The sequence below is a fragment of the Pseudochrobactrum mosebachae genome (assembly GCF_048914685.1).
In the GTDB taxonomy this organism is placed as follows: domain Bacteria; phylum Pseudomonadota; class Alphaproteobacteria; order Rhizobiales; family Rhizobiaceae; genus Pseudochrobactrum.
In genome coordinates, this window is the sequence record NZ_CP128408.1 from 1,929,191 (window position 1) to 1,948,461 (window position 19,271).

A 19,271-nucleotide genomic window follows, 5' to 3' on the forward strand; every position below is an offset into this window, starting at 1 on the left:
GGTTTCGCGCGGCACGCTATAGGCTTATTTTTTGTCAGGGTTTTCAGAGCCTGCTGTTTCTGCTGCCAGCAGTTCTGCAAGACGGGTTTTTGCAGTTGGCGGCATAGGTGGCGGATTTTTATCTTGTGATGCCAGCACCAAAAATTCGTCGCAGGCGGTTTCAGTTGCCTCAATCAACCGCCTTAAAAACTCGTCCTTGTCCAGCCCTGCTTCAATAGGCGGTAAAATGCGGCAACGAATAGTGCCGGGATAACGCATAAATTGACGGCGTGGCCAGTATAAACCGGCATTATGGGCAATCGGTACCACAGGCAGACCGAGATTCATATAAAGATGCACAACACCGTATTTATAAGCCGGCGGCGCACCCGCAGGACGGCGTGTACCCTCAGGATAAATCATGATCTGGCGACCATTGGTGATGGCCTGCTGTGTGCTGCCTGAAATCGAATGTAAAGCTTTGAGACCGCTGCCACGATCAACAGGGATCATCTGCATTTTTTTCAGATACCAGCCAAAGAGCGGGATACGCATCAGATCGCGCTTCAGAATATAAACCGGATCCGGCATATAGGATAAAAAGGCATAAACATCCCAGAAAGACTGGTGTTTGGGCGCGCAAATATAGGCGCCTTCGGGCAGATTTTCTGCACCTTCAACAACAAAATCGGTGCCGACAATATATTTCTGCAAAAACAGGTTCGAGCGCGCCCAGAACTTTGGCACAAACCATGCTTTTTTACGCGGTAAAAACAGTGCAATCGGCAAAAACACAATCATCTGAAGGATCAGGCTGATATAGAATGCCAGATTAAACAGCACTGACCGGATGGCTATGATCATTTATTGTCAGCCTTGTATAAGCGCAAAGCGCAAAAGAGTGAAAATGCCGGATTGCGATATTGCAACTTGTGCATTGGTCGGTTTTGCAACTCAGATAAGTGAAATTGCGCAGGTTATCAATCAAAGACCGTTCGCTTAATCCGCGATAAAGAAATTGAGATGCGTAAGTGCCCCGATATATTTTATATATTCGGTAAATAAAACACGTAATGTATCGCCCTGACTCATCCAGCTATTGCGCTTCAAATCACTATTGATGACCGGAAAGGGTACCAGTTCCACCGTATCAACCTCTCTGGATAACTCCAGAATACTACGTGGCATATGATAATTATTAGTGACAATGAAAACACGCTTATATTGATGATCCCTGATCCATTTGGCACTTTCTACTGCATTACCAATTGTGTTGAGAGCCGAGCGGTCAATATCAACACAACAGACAAACAGTTTAGGATCAGTGTTGGTAATGCGCTGTAAGGCCTGAGGTTTGGTTGAGGGATGGACGCCGCTGATAAGCAGACGTTGACCACGCTTGTCGGCCAGCAATTCCAGTGCCGTTTCAATGCGGGACTTTCCTCCGGTTAGCACGATAATTGCTTCTGCTTTAACTGTATTAGCAGGTTGATTTAATGTGCTTACATGTTCACTGAAGATAATAAAGCCGATACCGAGTGCAAAAATCAATGCAAATAAAACCACAGCAACCGGCGGCATGCGTCTGCGCAACCGGCGCAACCAATGACAGATTACGCTGCTTTTTTTGTTTGGCTCGGGTTTTTGCCCAGGGTTTTGCCTAGGAGCTTGCATTGCGTTTTGCATTGGTATTGCCGTTCAGCCTGTTCACTTATTTTATCTGCGCAGTTTAAAAGCGTGAGCAAATCAGTCTTTCATCATCGGACTCAGGCAGTATAGGGCGCCGTATGGTGCAAAAACAGAATTATATGATTACTTATGTGTTATTCTTTGCTGCCGCTAATATTATCCATATCTTTGAGCTGACGAATAACAGTGAGGCGGCTGGTCAGCATTGTCAAAATACTGACGATCATAATCGTAACCGCAATACCGATATAGCCATCACGCCCGATAGAGAAACTGCCGAATAAAGCTGCAGCCTGATCGCCCTCAGGTGTCGCGAGATTACGGGTTGTCCACCATGAGATGATCAGAAAAATCAGCAGTGCCGCCGCACCGCCAAAGCATGCACCTTTCAGGGCAGTACGGAAAAAGTGTCGTTCAAATTCACGTGCAACAAACCGCGCTTCTGCACCAATGAAATGTAAGACTTCAATAATATGGCTATTACCGGCCATAGCGCCGCGGGTGGCAAAAATAACTGTCAGCACGGTTGCTGACAGCATCAGTATCAAGACACCCATACCGATCAGCACTGTAGTATGTGCCATTGAAACCAGACGATCCACCCATGTGCGATGATCATCAAAGCTTGCGCCCGGAATATTGCTTTTAAGCTCGGAGCGTAATGTTGGAAAATCGGGCGGGTTTTGTTCATCAATATTGACAACAACCAAGCGTGGCACTGGCAATTCATCAATATCGAGACCTGTGCCAAGCCATGGCTCAAGCAGACGTGCAGTGGCTGCACGGTCTATAATGCGGGTGCTGTTGACGCCGGCAAAGCCTGAAGCAATTTTTTCAGCCTGTGCGAGTGACGCTTCCATATCCTGCCCTTCAACCGGACGGATCTGGATCGTTGCCTCCCGCGAGATCTGGCTTTGCCATTGCGCTGCGGATGCCCGCACCAGACTAACACCGCCGATGGTGATACAAGCAAGAAATGTCATAATCGCGATCACCGTGATCAGCGTGGTGCCGGAAACACTGACCGGAGGCACGATTGGTGTCGGGCCGCGCTTTTCCCGCTTGCGCTTGCCTAGTAGCTCAAGAAAAATTCCGTGATAATGATCAATGGTGGCGCGCAGGTCAGCCATAAATATCAAGCCTTCCCTGATCGAGAATCATCCGGCGTGCATCAACCTGATCCATCAATGTCAGATCATGGGTTGCAATGATCACGGCAGTGCCGGAGCGGTTCAGCTCTGCAAATAAGCGCAGCAACCGGCGTGCCAATGGCGGATCAACATTGCCTGTCGGCTCATCTGCCAGCAAGATTTCAGGCTGGTCTATCAAGGCACGGGCAATAGCGGCACGCTGTTTCTCACCACCGGACAAGACTGGCGGTAGTACATGCATACGATCGCCAAGGCCCACCCATTGCAGCAATTCCTGCACTTCATAACGATATGTTGCTTCTTCCTTGCCGCGCACACGTAGCGGCAGAGAAACATTTTCATAGGTCGTCATGTGATCGAGCAGGCGAAAATCCTGAAACACAATGCCGATACGGCGGCGCAGCAGCGGTATTTCACTGCGTTGCATGGTTGAAATATCTTTGCCGAAAATTGAAATGAGACCACGTGTAGGTTTCAGCGCCATGAATAGCAGCCGCATCAGCGAGGTTTTGCCGGCACCGGACGGCCCAGTCAGGAATTGAAAGGAGCGTGGCGGAATATGAAAGGAAACATCCCTCAGGATTTCCGATCCCATACCGTAGCGCAATCCTACATTTTCAAAACGAATCACTATTCAGTTTCCTGATGGTTTTTTGCCGGTTTTTCTCAGATTGCCGACCATTGACCGGTGCGGTTAATCTGGGGTTAATCTGCTGTTGAGTTTGGCATTTTGAGCCTCAAATAAGAACAAGAATTTTGTATTTTGATGGCGGATATGTCAGCGAATAATGAGCATAAAACGCAGATTTGATGTGATTGCCACATAATTAATGTAAATCTGCACTTTCAGCGAAAGCTGTAGTACTGTAACAGCTTGTTTTTCTTGTCGGCAGTGTCGGGCAAGTACGTGTTATGACCGGAGAAGTGCTTATGCCTTATGTAGGTGGCAGAAATATTGAAGTCCTGTTCAGCGCCGAGCAGATTGCAGAGCGTAATTTTGAGCTGGCGCAAAAAATTGCCGAGCGTAAACTCGAACGGCCATTAGCGGTTTCGATCCTCAAAGGCTCGTTTATTTTTGCCGCCGACCTGATCCGCGCGATGCATAATGCCGGTGTTGAGCCGGATGTTGAATTCATCACCGTATCGAGCTATGGCACGGGTACCAAAGGCGGAGAAATTCGTTTGCTGCGTGATATCGACAGCGAAGTTGAAGGCCGCGATATTCTGTTGATTGACGATATTCTTGAATCCGGAAAAACACTGAACTTTGTACGGGAGCTGATGATGTCACGCGGCGCGCGCAGCGTGGTTATTGCAGTGCTGCTTGATAAGCCGGGTCATCGCAAACTTGATTTATACGCTGATTTTACCGCTTTTGAATGTCCGGATTATTTCGTGGTCGGCTATGGCATGGATGTGGCGCACTCTTTCCGCCAGCTGCCTTATGTCGGACGCGTGATGGATGAGCAGGATTAATCATTGCGTTAATTGATATTATATACAAAAAGCCGCTCCAAGATGTGAGCGGCTTTTTTGTATTCGTCTTATTTATCAGTCATTTTTGAGCAGGCGCTCCAGATAGTCTTTTTCAAGCTGCGGACTTAGAGCGTCATTGAGTTTTTTACGGATTTCATCAAGAATTTTGCGGGCTTTTTGAATGTCGATCTGGTTTGGCAGTTTATCGCCATTGCCATCAGAATTACCACTTGAGCCGGTTTGACGGCCAAGCGGATCACTGTTGCCTTGGCCCCCTTGCTGGCCTTGGCCCTGATTTTGACCTTCGCCTTGCGCTTGTTGCATTTGCTGCATCATATCACGGGCACCGCGGCGTAAAGCATCCAATGCTTCAGCCTGCTGATCTGTGGCCTGTCCGCCTTCGCCATTGCCAAGTGAGCGACCCGCACGCCCCATAGAACTTTGCGCCTGATCCATATCTTTTGACGATTCAAGGCCCTGCTGTTTGAGCTGATCTGTCAGTGTGTTCAGCTCATTTTGTAAAGCCTGTTGTTGCTGCTGCAAATCTTTCAGCTGTTGTTCGGTGTTCTGACGTGATTGCTCCTGCTGAGGGTCGGTTTGTTGTTCTCCGTCGCCGTCATAGCTAAAATTGTCAGTCTGTTCTTGCAGCTTTTGGTCGAGCTTGAATGTTTCATTCATCAGCTGTTGCTGACGGCGCATCAGATCACCCAGTTTGTTCATCTGCTGTTGCGCGCCATTGCCTTCGCCATTCTGACCCTGCTGGCCATTTTGCGCATTTTGACCTGCTTGGCCCGCTTGGCCAGGTTGCAGATTATTCATCATTTCTTGCAATTGCGAGAGTAGTTTTTGTGCTTCGGCATGGTTACCCGAACGCGCAAGATCTTCGATTTGCTGCATCATCCGGTCAATATCACCCTGGCTCAGCACACGGGTATTGGCATTATTTTGTGCGGTACTGTTCGGATTGTTTTGCTGGCGGCGCGCCATTTCCACTAAATAACGGTTCATGGCTGCACGCAGCTCTGCGGTCAGGCGGGCAATCTCTTCAGGGCCTGCATTGTTCTGCAAAGCCTGACTTAAAGCCTCCTGAGCGGCACGCAGGGCTTTTTCAGCGTCTGACAGCTGACCATCTTCAATGCTGCGTGCGACATTCCACATATAGTCGCTGATCTGGCGCAAATCATTGTCATTTCTTGCCAGTTTTAACCGTTCGCGGATACTGCGCAGCCCTAAAAAGTGACTTACATTAGCAATCGTAATTGCCGGATGCATTGTGAGGGCATCCAATATCTGGATGACTGATGTTTTTTGATTGCTGTCCAAAGCCAGCCGCTGACGTTGTTCCGCTACAGCGCGGGCCAGCGGATTAACGAAGGGGCGCTGCGGCAGTACAAAACGGATTTCCTTACTTTTTCCGGTCTGGCCTGCCTCATCTGTTGCCTGTAATTGCAGCACAACATATTTGCCTGCCCATGGATGCATGGTCAGGTCTTGTAAGGTCGTGGTTTCAGCGGCACTATCGCGGCCACGTTTGGGCAGGTTCAGGCGTAATTCCGGTGCACCGGTTAAGGCTTTAGCTGACGGATCAGCTTTTTCCAGCAATTGCATATCGCCTTGCAATTTGGTGACACCATAATCATCTTCAACTTTGTAATGCAGCTCTAAAGTTCCGTTGAGCGCATAAGTCGGGTCTCTGGTAAACTCTACCAGCGGCGGTTTATCGGCAATGATATTGAATTGCCATATTTGCTGACGCGAGCCTGCCTGTAATTTGACGGTGGCAGAGTGCTGTAACGGCAATTGAAATGCTGTTGAGGCAAGATTGGCAGCTTGGTTTGAATCTGTTGTCACCGGCCTGGCCGCAGCCGTACTCGCCTTACCGTTCTGATCGGTAAGGGTCAGCGTATTGCGGGTGCTGCCATTGATCTGAATGCTTAAAAGGCTGCCTTGCGGCATCTCCAGCGGCTTGGCAGCGGCTTGATCATTCAAGCTTAAAAATACCGGTGCTTTACCGGTATAGGCCGGCGGGGTGATCCATGCATCTATGCGTGCTTCAGGGCCTGAGAGACCTGCTGGCGGGTTCCATAAATCACTGACTTTGCCGGCTGAAGGGCTGAGCGAATAGGCCGCGGTTGAGGCGAATAGTAAAATCACCAGTGCGCGGATTGCATAAGGGTCGCGTTGCGGAATTTTGGGATGCGGCAGAAAACCGTGCAGGCTGGCGAGTTGCGCTGCCATACGCTTGCGGTGTTCCAGCCATAGTGCTTGTGCAAACGGGTTGTCAATGTCACCAGCCGGCTGATCATCTACCAGTTGCAACGGGCTATGCAGCAGGTGGTTTTCACGCTCCAGCCGGCTATTGACGGTTTGGTCATCCGGCAGTTTGAAATGGCGCAACCGCGATAAAAAATAGCAAAATGCAACGATAAACAGGCCTGTGATACTCAGATGCAGCCAGCGCGGCGCATACTGAAACAGACCTAGCCAGAGCAGACTAAGCAAGAGGGCTGCGAGCAATAAAACAGGAAGCAGCAGCGGCCATAGATTTTCAAAGCACAGTAGCAGAGCCGCTTTGACACGCAGGCGGTGTAGCCTGTTGTCAGCGTTGTTAATTGCGCGTTTGATATCTGATTCTGGCATCAAAGATCCGGTCTTCGTTCGCAGTTCGCAAATCTTAAGGACAGTTTATCAGAATAAACCGGCTTCAGATGAGCTTATCCAGAATAAACGGCTTTTCTTCGACGGCCTTCTTGTCGGTTTTACGCCAGTCATCATGCACGGTTGCATTGGACGGCGCTTCAAGCGGACCACGGCGGCCACAGCCGGTAACAATGCTGCCAATGGCAACAAGCATAATCACAGAGGTCATGAACACGCGGCTCTTCATAAGATTTGTCCTGAAATTGGTGTTTGGCCTGAGAGCCGCACGAAACATCTGACTATCGTTTTAGCGCAATTGTGCAACAAGGCCAACCGGGACGCTTATAAACAGCAGCACTGCACTGATCTTTATGGGGCAGCGCTCCAAATGCGCTGTCCCCATGTTAAACATTATGGCTTCAGGCTGTTACCAGCCTGTTTTTCCAATAGCTGATCTGGCTGAGCACTTGCTGTGGTGCAGTGCCGCCAAATGACTGGCGGCTGTTGACCGATTTATCAACAGTGAGAAAACCGAAAATCTCATCGGTAATCTGCGCATTGATCGACTGCATATCGGCCAGTGTCAGGCTTGCCAGATCTGTTTTTTTCGATTCGGCCAAAGCAACAGCGCGGCCGGTGACGTGATGGGCGTCACGGAAAGGCATACCAAGCTCACGAACCAGCCAATCGGCCAGATCGGTTGCTGTGGAATAGCCGGAACCGGCGGCGGCCTTCATTGAAGCTTCAATAACGGTCAAATCAGAAACCATGCCGCTCATGGCAGCCAGAGCCAGTTCAAGTGATTCAGCAGCATCAAAAACAGCTTCTTTATCTTCCTGCATATCCTTGGAATAAGCGAGCGGCAGCCCCTTCATCACCATCAGCAGACCGACAAGCGAACCGGTGATACGGCCGGTTTTGGCCCGTACCAGTTCAGCAGCATCCGGGTTTTTCTTCTGCGGCATGATAGACGAGCCGGTGGAAAACGCATCTGACAAGCGGATGAAATTGAACTGCGAGGTTGACCAGATCACAATTTCTTCAGCCAAGCGCGAAAGATGCGTGGCAGAAATTGCGGCAATCGACAAAAATTCCAACGCGTAATCGCGGTCGGAAACACTATCGATAGAATTGCGGGTCGGTTCGCGGAAGCCCAAGGCTTCTGCGGTCATATGGCGGTCGATCGGAAAGCCGGTACCTGCCAGTGCTGCGGCGCCAAGCGGGCTTTCATTCATCCGCTCGATTGCATCGCGCACGCGTGAGAGATCACGGCCGAACATTTCCACATAGGCCATGCAATGATGACCAAAGGTGACCGGTTGCGCAGTTTGCAGATGGGTAAAGCCCGGCATAACGGTGGTGGCATGCTGCTCTGCACGGATCAGAAACGCTCCGATCAGGGTTTTAAGCGCATGAGCGGTTTTTTCGAGCTCGTTCTTAACCCAGAGGCGAAAATCAAGCGCAACCTGATCATTACGCGAGCGGGCGGTGTGCAGGCGCCCTGCAGGCGCACCGATCAGATCGGCGAGGCGTGCCTCGATATTCATATGAATATCTTCAAGCTTACGCGAGAAGGTAAATTTGCCATTTTCGATCTCGGCTAATATGGTATTCAAACCATCGGAGATCTGCTTATGGTCTTCAGCAGAAATAATGCCGGTCTTGGCAAGCATGGCAGCATGCGCCAGCGATCCGGCAATGTCCTGCGCATAAAGCTTGCGGTCATAACCGATCGAAGCATTAATCTCTTCCATGATGGCTGAGGGCCCTGAGGCGAAACGGCCACCCCACATCTGGTTACTGGATTTTTCTGTCGTCATGCGCTTATGCCCTGAGCCGGAACTAGTGAGTAAAGAACGATATTATGGCCGAAGACAATAAAAAGACGAAACCGCAAAGTGTAATCAGTCCGAAAATGATTTTGCTTGCAGGCGTCGCCGGACTTCTGGCCGGTGCTGTAGCGGTATACGTGATGGAACCGCCTTCTGGCAATGTTGTTCCTGCAGTAGCAAGCATTGATAGCACTGCCAACAATCAAAAATGTGCGCTTAATCAAGACCAGCTCGCGCGTTTAACTGCGGCTGCAACCGGCGCTGTGGCAGCGATGCAGCCAGCAGATATGCCGGTTTCGCTCAAGACAATGCAGTTTGATGCTCCTGATGGTGCAAAAATTTCAATCGCTGACCGGCAGGGTAAAACTTTGCTGGTTAATCTCTGGGCAAGCTGGTGTGCGCCATGCCGTGAGGAAATGCCGGCATTGGACGAGCTGCAAGCTGCACAAGGTGGCGCTGATTTTGAAGTGATTGCTATTAATATAGATACTGGCGATGACACTAAACCAAAGGCATTTTTGAATGAGATCGGGGTGCAGAAGCTCGGCTTTTATCGCGATGCCACTATGGGCGTGTTCAATGATCTGAAGCGAAAAAATCTGGCTTTCGGTCTGCCGGTAACCTTGCTGATCGATGATCAGGGCTGTCAGGTTGCTGCTATGAACGGCCCCGCAGACTGGGCAGGGCAGGATGCGGTTAAACTGATCAATGCGGCAAAGAGCCTGCGTAAACAATAGCGGTTAGAAAGTTTGTTTGCTCACAAGACTGGCGAATATTCTGCGTAAGTAATGTGATTTTACACCTATCGGGCTTTCTGCTTTGCCTGATTGTTGCGTGGATCATTTAAGCGTGGGGAATGATGTTTGGCCGGTCACTTCGCTTAACCCGAAAAGCATTACGTTTTTCGTGGTTTTCTTACTGCAGTTTATTGATATTCACGGTCGTTTTTGGACGCATATGCTGATTTTCGAATCACCATTTCTGGTGTTGTCTTTTGCCAATGCCTTTAGTTAAGCATTTGCAGCCCATCGGGTGCGGTCAGTGTTTAAAAGTGATCGGGTTTTGCGCATGTGTAACCGCACCGGCGGCTCGCTGCTGATTATTGCAGGGGGCATGTCGGCAGGGATGCGCTCTTCCTGAGATCGGTTAAACTGAAAATCCGTCACGCTTCAAGCGTACAATTGCCAGATCAAGCGCAGAAAGAAACGCTGAACGGTCACGTGGCGAAAACGGTTTTGAGCCACCAAATTGTCCCGATACCGGATTGGCAGAGCGTAATTCATCCATCAGATTACGGGTGGCCAGAATATTGCCGATATTGGCGGCGCTGAACAGTCGGCCATCTGGCGCGATGCCAACCGCACCGGATGTAACGGCACGATGTGCCAGCGGAATATCGGCGGTGATCACAATAGCACCGGCGCTTGCGCGTTCTGCAATCCAGTCATCGGCCACATCCAGGCCGGAGCCGACAATAACGCGCTCAAACAGCGGCTCATCGCGCGGCACAGCGATAAAGCTGTTAGCGACAACAAATGTTTTGACGCTGTGACGTTCGGCAACTTTGAAAATTTCATTTTTGACCGGACAGGCATCAGCATCGACATAAATACGGATCGTGTGGTTTTCATCAGGCTGTGTCATTCATGCTTCATGACTGAGCCAAATGAGATTGGCAAGCGTTTAGCGCTTGGCGTAAGGCAGTGGCAGGGTTAAGCGGGGGCAGGGCTAGAGCATTTCGTGGTCCAATGGAATCATTGGACGGCCACGATAATGCGTAAAAACAATAACTTAGAGCGGATTGCATGATCCAATTTAAACGTAAACCGCTCTAGAACATTTCACTATCAAGTTGAAACAGCTTGATAGATATGACAATGCGATAAATCTAGAGCGAGCGCTGCGATCCAACCTGATCGTTACCCGCTCTAAGCCGGTAGCATTGTTTGCGGAACAGATCATGCCAGTCAAATATTTTACTATTCTGTTTGTTTTTCTCTGGGCTACCGGTTTTATCGGAGCAGGGCTGGCAATGCCCTATGCCGAGCCATTCTTATTTATGACGGCACGATTTTTTATTGCTGCCGCAATTCTCGGGCTCTGGGCGGTGCTGAGCGGCGCCCACTGGCCTGACAAGCGGGGCATGATGCATGCGGCGATTGTCGGCTGTCTTATTCACGGTATCTATCTTTCCGGCGTGTTCTGGGCGGTGCGCCATGGTTTGCCGGCGGGCATGACAGCTCTGGTGTCAGGCTTGCAGCCATTAATCACGACTTTGATTGCCGCGCTGTTTTTACGCGAAGTGGTTGTGCCGCGGCAATGGCTGGGTTTGCTGATCGGCTTTTGCGGTGTGGCACTAGTGGTTGCGCCTAAGTTTTCGCTCAGTTCCGGCGGAATTAATCCGGCAACTCTAAGCGCAGCATTGGCAGCAGTTATGGCGATCAGCATTGGCACCGTATGGCAAAAGCGGTTTGCGGTGAAGATTGATCTGAAAAGCGGCACAAGCGTACAATATATTGCTGCTGGTGTTTTGACCGGTATTCTATCTTTGGCATTTGAGACGCAGAGCGTAATCTGGTCGCCGGAATTGCTGTTTGCGATGATCTGGCTGGTGTTGGTATTATCAATCGGCGCAATTTTTCTTCTGCTGATCCTCATCGGTCAGGGCGAAGTGTCCAAAGTGGCGTCATTCTTTTATCTCGTGCCCGGCACAGCGGCGCTGATGGCCTATTTTCTGTTTGGTGAAACGCTGACACTGATACAAGTGGCCGGTATGGTTGCCACAACATTTGGCGTGGCGCTGGCAACTTTGCAAAAGAAAACGACTGGGCAAACGAAAGCGACTGGGCAAAAGAAAAAACCGGCAGCCTGAGCCACCGGTTTCATGATCTTCAAATCATCGAAGCTTAAGCAGCTTCTGGTCACATGGACGAAGCTTAAGCAGCTTCTAGGACCTGATCACCCTTGTTCCAGTTGCAAGGGCAAAGGGACTTGGTCTGCAATGCATCCAGAGTACGCAGGATTTCCTGCGGATTGCGGCCAACGCTCAGATCATTGACGGAAACAAAACGAATATTGTTTTCCGGATCAACGATGAAAGTTGCACGCAGGCAAACGCCTTCTTCCTTGTGAATGATGCCAAGGGCTTCACTCAACTCGCGCTTGATGTCTGACAGCATCGGGAAAGGCAGATCTTTCAGATCCGGATGGTTCTGACGCCACGCCAGATGCACATAATCGCTGTCTGTTGATGCGCCGTAGAGAACGGTATCACGCAGATCGAAATCGGAATTCAGAGCACCGAAAGCAGCGATTTCAGTCGGGCAAACGAATGTGAAGTCTTTAGGCCAGAAAAAAATGACCTTCCACTTACCTTCGTTGCTGGCTTCGGTAATCTGTGTGAAAGCTTCCGCCGGATCTGTTGAAACAACGGCACGCAGATCAAAGGCCGGAAATTTATCACCAATTGTTAACATAGTATGCTTGTCCTTATGCAGAAAGACTATGAGAAGCAAACACAGACCGGGACGTCTTTGCCGCTTCGGTGGCTGAGAGCGATTCACGTGAAACGGCTCTCACGGTAGATGCTGTTGGCATAACCAGCTTCAATTTCATCCGAAATAATGCAGTGGCTATGCAGTCATTCAATTTTATATGCACGCGCGCCTTTGGGCGCTATGCGCTCTAGCCTATAGTGTGTGACACGCTTTGGTGCAATCTCCGCATCCACGACATTCCTTCTGTTCAGCGGTTTCTTTTGCAGAAGTGCGGGTTTTAACCGGCGTATTCTTTTTGAGGCTGATCAGAACATCAATTTTGGTGATGTGGTAACCGCTGGGGGCAAGCGGCATTGGCTGCAATTGCAAGATGTCGCCGCTGATATCAATCATGCGGTCTTCATCTTCGAGATAAAAATGCTGGTGATTATGCGCATTGGTATCAAAAAATGTGCGCTGACCACTGACAGATATTTTGCGGATCAGCCCTGCAGATGCGAATTGGTTGAGCGTATTATAAACGGTGGCAAGCGACATGGTGTAGCCGGTTTGGCCCAGTTTTAAATGCAGGTCATCGGCCGATACATGCTGATGGTCGCCACAAAGCAGCAGATTGCCAATGGCCATGCGCTGGCGTGTCGGGCGCATACCCGCTTTACACAGAGCTTCCCGAATATGGCTGATATTTTGTATTTGCAGCATGCGTTGGCGGCGCAATTTCGTGCGCATATTTTCCGGAATGTCGAGCATGAATCTTTCCGTTGGCTGGGTCTTAGTTGCAATTGATTTGCAAGAGCATAATCAACGCAGGAATGAAATTCGTCAAGCGTAAAACGCTAACTATTCCGCAACTGAAACCGAGATTGCTATCAGCCCCCGCTCTGCAATTGAAAATCACTTGCAATTATTTGGTAAAGCCGTTAAAAATTCTGCAACTGACAATCATTTGCAACAGGAATTGAATATGTTCGATAAAACAAGGCGTGTACTGCTGGGCGGTATGATTACAGTCACGCTGTCATTTGCACTCGTGACTTCACTAATGGCACTACCGGCTTCGGCACAGGAAAAATTTAAAGCGGTTACAACTTTCACCGTCATTGCAGATATTGCTAAAAATGTTGCAGGTGATGCTGCGATTGTTGAATCAATTACCAAGCCTGATGCAGAAATTCATGATTATCAGCCAACACCAGGCGACATTATGAAGGCGCAGGATGCACAGCTGATTTTGTGGAACGGACTTAATCTGGAGCGCTGGTTCGAGAAGTTTTTTCAGCACCTGAAAAATGTACCAAGTGTTGTTGTATCTGAAGGTGTGGAGCCGATCGGGATTTTTGAAGGTCCTTATACCGGCAAGCCTAACCCGCATGCATGGATGTCACCATCTGTTGGACTGATCTATGTTGATAATATTCGTGATGCTTTTGTGAAATATGACCCTGCAAATGCTGAGATTTATAAAGCCAATGCCGAGGCTTACAAGGTGAAGCTCAAGGCAGTGATTGATCCGATTAAAGACAGCCTTAAAGATATTCCGGAAGACAAACGCTGGCTGGTAACAAGTGAAGGTGCCTTCAGCTATCTGGCGCGCGATTTCGACCTGAAAGAGCTTTACCTGTGGCCGATCAATGCGGATCAGCAGGGCACACCTCAGCAGGTTCGTAAAGTCATTGATGCAGTGCGTAAAAACAGCATTACAGTGGTGTTCTCCGAGAGTACAATATCGGCAGCGCCAGCCAAGCAGGTCGCATCTGAAACCGGTGCGCTTTACGGCGGTGTTCTCTATGTGGATTCGCTCTCCGAGCCAGATGGTCCGGTGCCGACCTATATTGATCTGTTACGTGTAACGAGTGAGACAATTGCCAATGGCTTGAAAGCTGGTGCTTTGAAGGCCGGAGAAGTTAAATAATGAATGCTCCGTTGAATGTCCCTCCCAAGACATTGGGATCTCCCGCATCAGGTGATGCGGGAGCAGGACTTATGGTTACAGGTGCGACCGTTACATATCGTAACGGTCATACAGCTCTACGTGATGCCAGCTTTGAAATTCCAAATGGTACAATCACTGCGTTGGTTGGTGTGAATGGTTCGGGCAAGTCGACCCTGTTCAAAGCTTTGATGGGCTTTGTGCGGCTTGCGAAAGGCGATATCCGCATTCTTGGTCTGCCGGTTAATAAAGCGCTGAAGAAAAATCTGGTCGCCTATGTGCCTCAATCTGAAGATGTGGACTGGAATTTTCCTATCCTTGTTGAGGATGTGGTGATGATGGGCCGTTACGGCCATATGGGCATGATGCGCCGTGCAAAGCCGGTTGATTATCAGGTGGTTTCTGAGGCACTCGCACGTGTTGGTATGATTGAATACCGCAAAAGGCAGATCGGTGAATTATCCGGCGGTCAGAAAAAACGCGTGTTTCTGGCGCGTGCATTGGCACAGGACAGCCGCGTTATTCTGCTGGATGAACCGTTTACCGGTGTGGATGTTAAAACCGAAGAAGCAATTATCAAGCTGCTGCGGGACTTGCGTGATGAGGGGCGGGTTATGCTGGTCTCAACGCATAATCTTGGCAGCGTGCCTGAGTTTTGCGACCGCACCGTTTTGCTTAACCGCACGGTACTGGCCTATGGCGATACCAAAACAATCTTTACGCAGGCCAATCTTGAAAAGACTTTCGGCGGTGTCTTGCGTCATTTTGTGCTGAATGATGCCGATCATGGTAAGGCGCATCCGGTCAATATTCTGACCGATGACGAGCGCCCGCTGGTTCTGTATCATGAGACTGCGACGCACAATAAGAGTGAAAAAGGAGCGGACTGATGCAGCTGCTTCTTGAGCCGTTTTCTTATCAATATATGGTCAATGCCATGTGGGTTTCGGCGCTTGTCGGGGGGGTATGTGCCTTTCTCTCCGGTTATCTGATGCTGAAGGGCTGGTCACTGATCGGTGATGCGCTGTCCCATTCGATTGTCCCGGGCGTTGCGGGTGCCTACATGCTGGGGCTGCCTTTTGCGCTTGGTGCGTTTTTCTCCGGTGGTTTGGCAGCGGCAGCCATGTTGTTTCTCAATGAGCGTACCAAGCTTAAAGAAGATGCGATTATCGGATTGATTTTCACATCCTTCTTCGGGCTTGGCCTGTTTATGGTTTCGCTTAAACCGACAGCGGTCAGTATTCAGACAATTGTAATGGGCAATATTTTGGCGATTACACCGGCCGATACGCTGCAATTGGCGATTATCGGTTTTGTATCGCTGGTTGTTCTGTTGTTTATCTGGAAAGATCTGATGGTCGTCTTTTTCGATGAGAGCCATGCCCGCTCTATCGGACTTAATCCGACATTGCTGAAAATTGTTTTCTTCACACTGCTTTCCGCCTGTACGGTTGCGGCGATGCAGACTGTGGGGGCGTTTCTGGTTATCAGCATGGTGGTAACGCCGGGGGCTACGGCCTATTTGCTAACAGACCGCTTTCCGCGCCTGTTGGTGATTGCGGTTATTATCGGCACGCTCACCAGTTTTACCGGTGCCTATGCGAGCTATTTTCTTGATGGTGCAACGGGCGGCATTATTGTGGTGTTGCAGACCGTCATCTTTTTGACAGCATTTTTCCTCGCTCCTAAACACGGCATGCTTGCAGCGCGCAGGCGTGCGGCTGAGGCGATCAGCGCGGAGGTGCAGTCATGAGCCTGATAGAAACCCTGATAATGCCGTTTCGCTTTGAGTTTATGGTCAATGCGATGGTGATTGCCATGCTGATTGCGGTGCCTGCCGCGATGCTGTCGTGCTTTCTGGTGCTCAAAGGCTGGTCATTGATGGGAGACGCGGTTTCCCATGCGGTGCTGCCAGGTGTGGTGCTGGCTTATATAATCAATATTCCGCTGGCGATTGGAGCCTTTGCTGCCGGTATGTTCTGTGCGCTGGCAACCGGTTTTTTGAAGGAGAACAGCCGGATTAAACAAGACACGATTATGGGCGTGGTGTTTTCAGGCATGTTTGGCCTTGGTCTTGTGATGTATGTGAAAGTACAGGCCGATGTGCATCTCGACCATATTCTGTTTGGCGATATTCTGGGGGTTGGCTTTCAGGATATTGTTGAGACAGCCGTTATAGCCGTGATTGTGACTGCGCTGCTGGTTTTCAAATGGCGGGATTTGTTGCTGCATGCCTTCGATCCGGCACAGGCACGCGCGGTTGGCTTGCCGGTCAGGCTGCTGCATTATGGCTTGCTGGCTATTTTGTCACTCACAATTGTCGGGGCGCTCAAGGCAGTGGGAATCATTCTGGCAATCGCCATTCTGATTGCACCGGGAGCGATTGCATTTCTTTTAACCCGTAGTTTCAGTGCCATGCTGATTGTTGCGGTGATTATTGCCGTGCTGTCGTCATTCTTCGGGGTTTATGCCAGCTTCTTCATCGATAGTGCTCCGGCGCCCACAATCGTGTTGTTGATGACGCTTGCATTTATTGCGGCCTTCATCGTTGCGCGCAGACGTATCGCAAAAACAGAAGCGCAGGTTTTCTCCTCTTAAGTCTTCATGCTGGAAAACCGGACCTTCTGGATATGGCGTTGCACATCGCGTGCGACGCCATATTTTTATGCTGCGCAGAGCTGTGAGAAATATTGGTTTGATGAAAATATACCGGAAAAGCAAAAAGCCGCGCTGATGCGCGGCTTTTGAAGTTTACCAAACTGGAGCGGGCGAAGGGATTCGAACCCTCGACCCCAACCTTGGCAAGGTTGTGCTCTACCCCTGAGCTACGCCCGCTTAACCAGTGTGTCGGTAAGACCTGCGCTATATGACAAATGCCCACCTGATTTGCAACAGGAAAATTCGATAAAACTGTAAATTTTATAAGGAATTCAAGACAAAACTGTTTGGAGGAGCGTTTTAGCTGTGCGCGAGGCTGCAAGCGTAAAGGGTGTATTAAAACTCGCTTTGAAAAGCAAAAAGCCGCGCTGTTGCGCGGCTTTTGAAGTTTACCAAACTGGAGCGGGCGAAGGGATTCGAACCCTCGACCCCAACCTTGGCAAGGTTGTGCTCTACCCCTGAGCTACGCCCGCTTAACCAGTGTGTCCGTAAGACCTGCGCTATATGGCAAAAGCCGTGATGAATTGCAACAGGGAATCTGCAAAATATAAAACTGTTTTGTGTATAGGCAGAAATTCAGGCATTTTTTGCCGTTTTATTGCAGGCAGTTTTGTATGCTGTGTAGGATGAGTGCCGGTTTATTGTGCTTGATTGAGGAGAATCGCAAACTATGGCTAAAACTTCAGATGAATTGCATGCCTATCTCGCTGAATTGGGAATTGATGTGCAAACGGTTACACATGCGCCTTTGTTTACGGTTGCTGATTCTCAAAATTTGCGTGGTGAAATTGCCGGCGGGCACACCAAGAATCTTTTTCTGAAAGATAAGAAAGACAATTTCTTTCTGGTGACTGTTGAAGAGGACGCGATTGTTGACCTGAAGACCATTCACACGGTGATTGGTGCGGCCAGCAAAGTATCTTTTGGCAAGCCTGAAAAGCTGCTGGAATATCTTGGCCTCATTCCGGGCGCGGTTTCTGCCTTTGGTGCGATCAATGATACTGAGAACAATGTAAGTATCATTCTTGATGAAGCATTGTTGCGTCATGAGATTATTAATGCCCATCCGCTGACCAATGAAGCAACGACATCTATCCGCCGCGATGATTTGCTTAAATTTTTGAAAGCCACAGGCCATGAACCGCAGATATTGGCAGTCAGCACTGTGGAAATGGCTGCCAATATCTGATTGACGATAAGGGCTTGAAAGCTGCACTAAAAATGCCGAATTAGTATGGCAGAGGCATTTTATTCTGCCATACTTGTTGTGCTAAAGGGTTTTGGCACGAGATACGGATAAGGGACGGTTATGAACAGCGGTAATAATCCTTATGACAGCAATCCATATGGTGCGTCTTATGGCAGTGCCGGTGGTTTAGGCGGGCAGGGCAATACCAATATATCTTATGGCGGCAATACCGCGCCTGATACTGGTATGCAGCACGCACCGGCGCAAATGCAGGCAGATGACGACACGGCCGGTGCATTGGCATCGTTGGCCGGTTTTGGTAGTTCGGCGCCTGTTGCTGACGGATTGATTAAAGATACCACAACAGCAAATTTTGCCGCAGATGTGCTAAGTGAATCGCGCAATCAGCCGGTACTGGTCGACTTTTGGGCGCCATGGTGCGGCCCGTGCCGTCAGCTTACGCCGTTGATTGAAGGCGCGGTGAATGCCGCTGCTGGTGCTGTAAAGCTGGTAAAGATGAATATTGAAGACCATCCGACCATTGCCGGGCAATTGGGAATACAATCCATTCCGGCAGTGATTGCTTTTGTTGATGGCCAGCCGGTTGATGGCTTTATGGGCGCATTGCCTGAAAGCAAGATTACCGAATTTATTGATAAAGTTGCGAAAAGTGCAGGCTCTGTTGGTGGCCCGCAGGCTGCAATTGAAGAAGCGCTGGCTGCAGCACAAGAAATGCACGCCCAAGGCGAGCCTGATCAGGCTGCGCAGATTTATGCGGCTGTTTTGCAGAATGTACCGGATAATATGACCGCATTGGCCGGTCTTGCCGGTTGTTTGTTTGATAGTGGCGAGCATGAAAAAGCGCGCGAAGTACTGACAAAAGTACCGGAACAGCAAAAAGACGATCCGCAAATCCGTGCAGTTGAAGCGCGGCTGGCTTTAGCGGAACAGGTTGCCCATTTAGGCAATCCGGCAGAGTTGCAGGCACGTCTTGCTGCAGACCCCGTAGACCATCAGGCGCGCTTTGATCTGGCGATGATTGCTAATGCGCTGGATCATCGTGAAGAGGCCGCAGATGGTCTTTTGGAGATTATGAAGGCCGATCGTACATGGAATGATGATGGCGCGCGCAAGCAGCTGCTGCAATTTTTTGAAGCATGGGGCTTCAAAGATCCGGCCAGCATGAGCGGCCGGCGTAAATTGTCGTCACTGTTATTTTCATAAGCTGAA

20 protein-coding genes and 2 tRNA genes are annotated in these 19,271 nt (G+C 49.7%); 10 read left to right on the forward strand and 12 right to left on the reverse strand.

The window, feature by feature from the left end; translation table 11 throughout:
• Window positions 1–24: 24 nt before the first annotated feature.
• From MP213Fo_RS08845 to ftsE, 4 genes are all read right to left on the reverse strand, one after another.
• Window positions 25–843: a lysophospholipid acyltransferase family protein gene (locus MP213Fo_RS08845; protein WP_421088680.1), complete on the reverse strand. Its 819-nt coding sequence runs from the start codon at window positions 841–843 to the stop codon at window positions 25–27.
• A 135-nt stretch (window positions 844–978) separates the two neighbouring features.
• Entirely contained in the window at window positions 979–1,545 is a 567-nt protein-coding gene (locus tag MP213Fo_RS08850; RefSeq protein ID WP_421088681.1) for a YdcF family protein, read from the reverse strand.
• 257 nt (window positions 1,546–1,802) lie between these two features.
• Entirely contained in the window at window positions 1,803–2,798 is a 996-nt protein-coding gene (locus MP213Fo_RS08855; protein WP_421088682.1) for a cell division protein FtsX, read from the reverse strand.
• The gene (gene ftsE, locus MP213Fo_RS08860) at window positions 2,791–3,450 is read right to left on the reverse strand and encodes a cell division ATP-binding protein FtsE (protein WP_421088683.1); all 660 of its coding nucleotides are present in this window, start codon (window positions 3,448–3,450) and stop codon (window positions 2,791–2,793) included. The genes MP213Fo_RS08855 and ftsE overlap by 8 nt, the downstream gene beginning before the upstream one ends.
• A 299-nt stretch (window positions 3,451–3,749) precedes the next feature.
• Between ftsE and hpt the strand changes: the two genes are divergently transcribed.
• A complete protein-coding gene (hpt, locus tag MP213Fo_RS08865; protein WP_421088684.1) occupies window positions 3,750–4,295 on the forward strand; it encodes a hypoxanthine phosphoribosyltransferase in 546 nt (181 codons plus the stop codon).
• 75 nt (window positions 4,296–4,370) lie between these two features.
• Here the strand turns inward: hpt and MP213Fo_RS08870 are convergent, their stop codons facing one another.
• From MP213Fo_RS08870 to argH, 3 genes are all read right to left on the reverse strand, one after another.
• Entirely contained in the window at window positions 4,371–6,935 is a 2,565-nt protein-coding gene (locus tag MP213Fo_RS08870; RefSeq protein WP_421088685.1) for a TIGR02302 family protein, read from the reverse strand.
• Window positions 6,936–6,999: 64 nt separating this feature from the next.
• On the reverse strand, window positions 7,000–7,182 hold the full coding sequence (locus tag MP213Fo_RS08875) for a lipoprotein (protein WP_421088686.1): 183 nt from the start codon (window positions 7,180–7,182) through the stop codon (window positions 7,000–7,002).
• A 172-nt stretch (window positions 7,183–7,354) separates the two neighbouring features.
• A complete protein-coding gene (gene argH, locus MP213Fo_RS08880) occupies window positions 7,355–8,755 on the reverse strand; it encodes an argininosuccinate lyase (RefSeq protein ID WP_421088687.1) in 1,401 nt (466 codons plus the stop codon).
• Window positions 8,756–8,799: 44 nt separating this feature from the next.
• On the opposite strand from argH, the gene tlpA reads away from it, so the two are divergent.
• A complete protein-coding gene (tlpA, locus tag MP213Fo_RS08885; protein WP_421088688.1) occupies window positions 8,800–9,504 on the forward strand; it encodes a thiol:disulfide interchange protein TlpA in 705 nt (234 codons plus the stop codon).
• A gap of 112 nt (window positions 9,505–9,616) precedes the next feature.
• Complete coding sequence (locus tag MP213Fo_RS08890; protein ID WP_421088689.1) at window positions 9,617–9,781, forward strand: hypothetical protein; 165 nt, start codon at window positions 9,617–9,619, stop codon at window positions 9,779–9,781.
• Between the two features lie 132 nt (window positions 9,782–9,913).
• On the opposite strand, the gene MP213Fo_RS08895 is transcribed toward MP213Fo_RS08890, so the two are convergent.
• The gene (locus MP213Fo_RS08895) at window positions 9,914–10,411 is read right to left on the reverse strand and encodes a YaiI/YqxD family protein (protein ID WP_421088690.1); all 498 of its coding nucleotides are present in this window, start codon (window positions 10,409–10,411) and stop codon (window positions 9,914–9,916) included.
• Window positions 10,412–10,727: 316 nt separating this feature from the next.
• On the opposite strand from MP213Fo_RS08895, the gene MP213Fo_RS08900 reads away from it, so the two are divergent.
• Window positions 10,728–11,639, forward strand: a complete 912-nt coding sequence (locus MP213Fo_RS08900) for a DMT family transporter (protein WP_421088691.1) — start codon at window positions 10,728–10,730, stop codon at window positions 11,637–11,639.
• 64 nt (window positions 11,640–11,703) lie between these two features.
• Here the strand turns inward: MP213Fo_RS08900 and MP213Fo_RS08905 are convergent, their stop codons facing one another.
• Both MP213Fo_RS08905 and irrA read right to left on the reverse strand, forming a co-directional pair.
• Window positions 11,704–12,243: a peroxiredoxin gene (locus MP213Fo_RS08905; protein ID WP_421088692.1), complete on the reverse strand. Its 540-nt coding sequence runs from the start codon at window positions 12,241–12,243 to the stop codon at window positions 11,704–11,706.
• Between the two features lie 213 nt (window positions 12,244–12,456).
• A complete protein-coding gene (irrA, locus tag MP213Fo_RS08910) occupies window positions 12,457–13,014 on the reverse strand; it encodes an iron response transcriptional regulator IrrA (protein ID WP_421088693.1) in 558 nt (185 codons plus the stop codon).
• Between the two features lie 214 nt (window positions 13,015–13,228).
• Here irrA and MP213Fo_RS08915 point away from each other — a divergent pair, with 214 nt between their 5' ends.
• The 4 genes from MP213Fo_RS08915 to MP213Fo_RS08930 are packed head-to-tail and all read left to right on the forward strand — an operon-like array spanning window position 13,229 to window position 16,792.
• Entirely contained in the window at window positions 13,229–14,176 is a 948-nt protein-coding gene (locus MP213Fo_RS08915; protein WP_421088694.1) for a metal ABC transporter substrate-binding protein, read from the forward strand.
• Between the two features lie 11 nt (window positions 14,177–14,187).
• Complete coding sequence (locus tag MP213Fo_RS08920; RefSeq protein WP_421091083.1) at window positions 14,188–15,084, forward strand: manganese/iron ABC transporter ATP-binding protein; 897 nt, start codon at window positions 14,188–14,190, stop codon at window positions 15,082–15,084.
• Window positions 15,084–15,947, forward strand: a complete 864-nt coding sequence (locus tag MP213Fo_RS08925) for a metal ABC transporter permease (protein ID WP_421088695.1) — start codon at window positions 15,084–15,086, stop codon at window positions 15,945–15,947. Before MP213Fo_RS08920 ends, MP213Fo_RS08925 begins: the two co-directional genes overlap by 1 nt.
• Complete coding sequence (locus MP213Fo_RS08930) at window positions 15,944–16,792, forward strand: metal ABC transporter permease (protein ID WP_421088696.1); 849 nt, start codon at window positions 15,944–15,946, stop codon at window positions 16,790–16,792. Before MP213Fo_RS08925 ends, MP213Fo_RS08930 begins: the two co-directional genes overlap by 4 nt.
• A 162-nt stretch (window positions 16,793–16,954) precedes the next feature.
• Here MP213Fo_RS08930 and MP213Fo_RS08935 read toward each other — a convergent pair.
• Window positions 16,955–17,029: transfer RNA gene (locus tag MP213Fo_RS08935), tRNA-Gly, on the reverse strand.
• Window positions 17,030–17,250: 221 nt separating this feature from the next.
• Window positions 17,251–17,325: transfer RNA gene (locus MP213Fo_RS08940), tRNA-Gly, on the reverse strand.
• 197 nt (window positions 17,326–17,522) lie between these two features.
• Between MP213Fo_RS08940 and MP213Fo_RS08945 the strand changes: the two genes are divergently transcribed.
• Together MP213Fo_RS08945 and trxA are read left to right on the forward strand one after the other, a co-directional pair.
• Complete coding sequence (locus MP213Fo_RS08945) at window positions 17,523–18,041, forward strand: prolyl-tRNA synthetase associated domain-containing protein (RefSeq protein ID WP_421088697.1); 519 nt, start codon at window positions 17,523–17,525, stop codon at window positions 18,039–18,041.
• A gap of 120 nt (window positions 18,042–18,161) precedes the next feature.
• Window positions 18,162–19,265 carry a thioredoxin gene (trxA, locus tag MP213Fo_RS08950; protein ID WP_421088698.1) on the forward strand — a complete coding sequence of 368 codons (1,104 nt, stop codon included), beginning with the start codon at window positions 18,162–18,164 and terminating at the stop codon, window positions 19,263–19,265.
• Window positions 19,266–19,271: the final 6 nt, after the last annotated feature.

Excerpts from the sequence above, each read along its gene's own strand:
- MP213Fo_RS08900 (WP_421088691.1), top strand. The coding sequence starts at position 10,728 with ATGCCAGTCAAATATTTTACTATTCTGTTTGTTTTTCTCTGGGCTACC.
- argH (WP_421088687.1), bottom strand. The coding sequence starts at position 8,755 with ATGACGACAGAAAAATCCAGTAACCAGATGTGGGGTGGCCGTTTCGCC.
- hpt (WP_421088684.1), top strand. The coding sequence starts at position 3,750 with ATGCCTTATGTAGGTGGCAGAAATATTGAAGTCCTGTTCAGCGCCGAG.
- irrA (WP_421088693.1), bottom strand. The coding sequence starts at position 13,014 with ATGCTCGACATTCCGGAAAATATGCGCACGAAATTGCGCCGCCAACGC.
- MP213Fo_RS08855 (WP_421088682.1), bottom strand. The coding sequence starts at position 2,798 with ATGGCTGACCTGCGCGCCACCATTGATCATTATCACGGAATTTTTCTT.
- MP213Fo_RS08845 (WP_421088680.1), bottom strand. The coding sequence starts at position 843 with ATGATCATAGCCATCCGGTCAGTGCTGTTTAATCTGGCATTCTATATC.
- MP213Fo_RS08870 (WP_421088685.1), bottom strand. The coding sequence starts at position 6,935 with ATGCCAGAATCAGATATCAAACGCGCAATTAACAACGCTGACAACAGG.
- MP213Fo_RS08895 (WP_421088690.1), bottom strand. The coding sequence starts at position 10,411 with ATGACACAGCCTGATGAAAACCACACGATCCGTATTTATGTCGATGCT.
- MP213Fo_RS08875 (WP_421088686.1), bottom strand. The coding sequence starts at position 7,182 with ATGAAGAGCCGCGTGTTCATGACCTCTGTGATTATGCTTGTTGCCATT.
- MP213Fo_RS08930 (WP_421088696.1), top strand. The coding sequence starts at position 15,944 with ATGAGCCTGATAGAAACCCTGATAATGCCGTTTCGCTTTGAGTTTATG.
- tlpA (WP_421088688.1), top strand. The coding sequence starts at position 8,800 with ATGGCCGAAGACAATAAAAAGACGAAACCGCAAAGTGTAATCAGTCCG.
- trxA (WP_421088698.1), top strand. The coding sequence starts at position 18,162 with ATGAACAGCGGTAATAATCCTTATGACAGCAATCCATATGGTGCGTCT.
- MP213Fo_RS08925 (WP_421088695.1), top strand. The coding sequence starts at position 15,084 with ATGCAGCTGCTTCTTGAGCCGTTTTCTTATCAATATATGGTCAATGCC.
- MP213Fo_RS08945 (WP_421088697.1), top strand. The coding sequence starts at position 17,523 with ATGGCTAAAACTTCAGATGAATTGCATGCCTATCTCGCTGAATTGGGA.
- MP213Fo_RS08905 (WP_421088692.1), bottom strand. The coding sequence starts at position 12,243 with ATGTTAACAATTGGTGATAAATTTCCGGCCTTTGATCTGCGTGCCGTT.
- MP213Fo_RS08915 (WP_421088694.1), top strand. The coding sequence starts at position 13,229 with ATGTTCGATAAAACAAGGCGTGTACTGCTGGGCGGTATGATTACAGTC.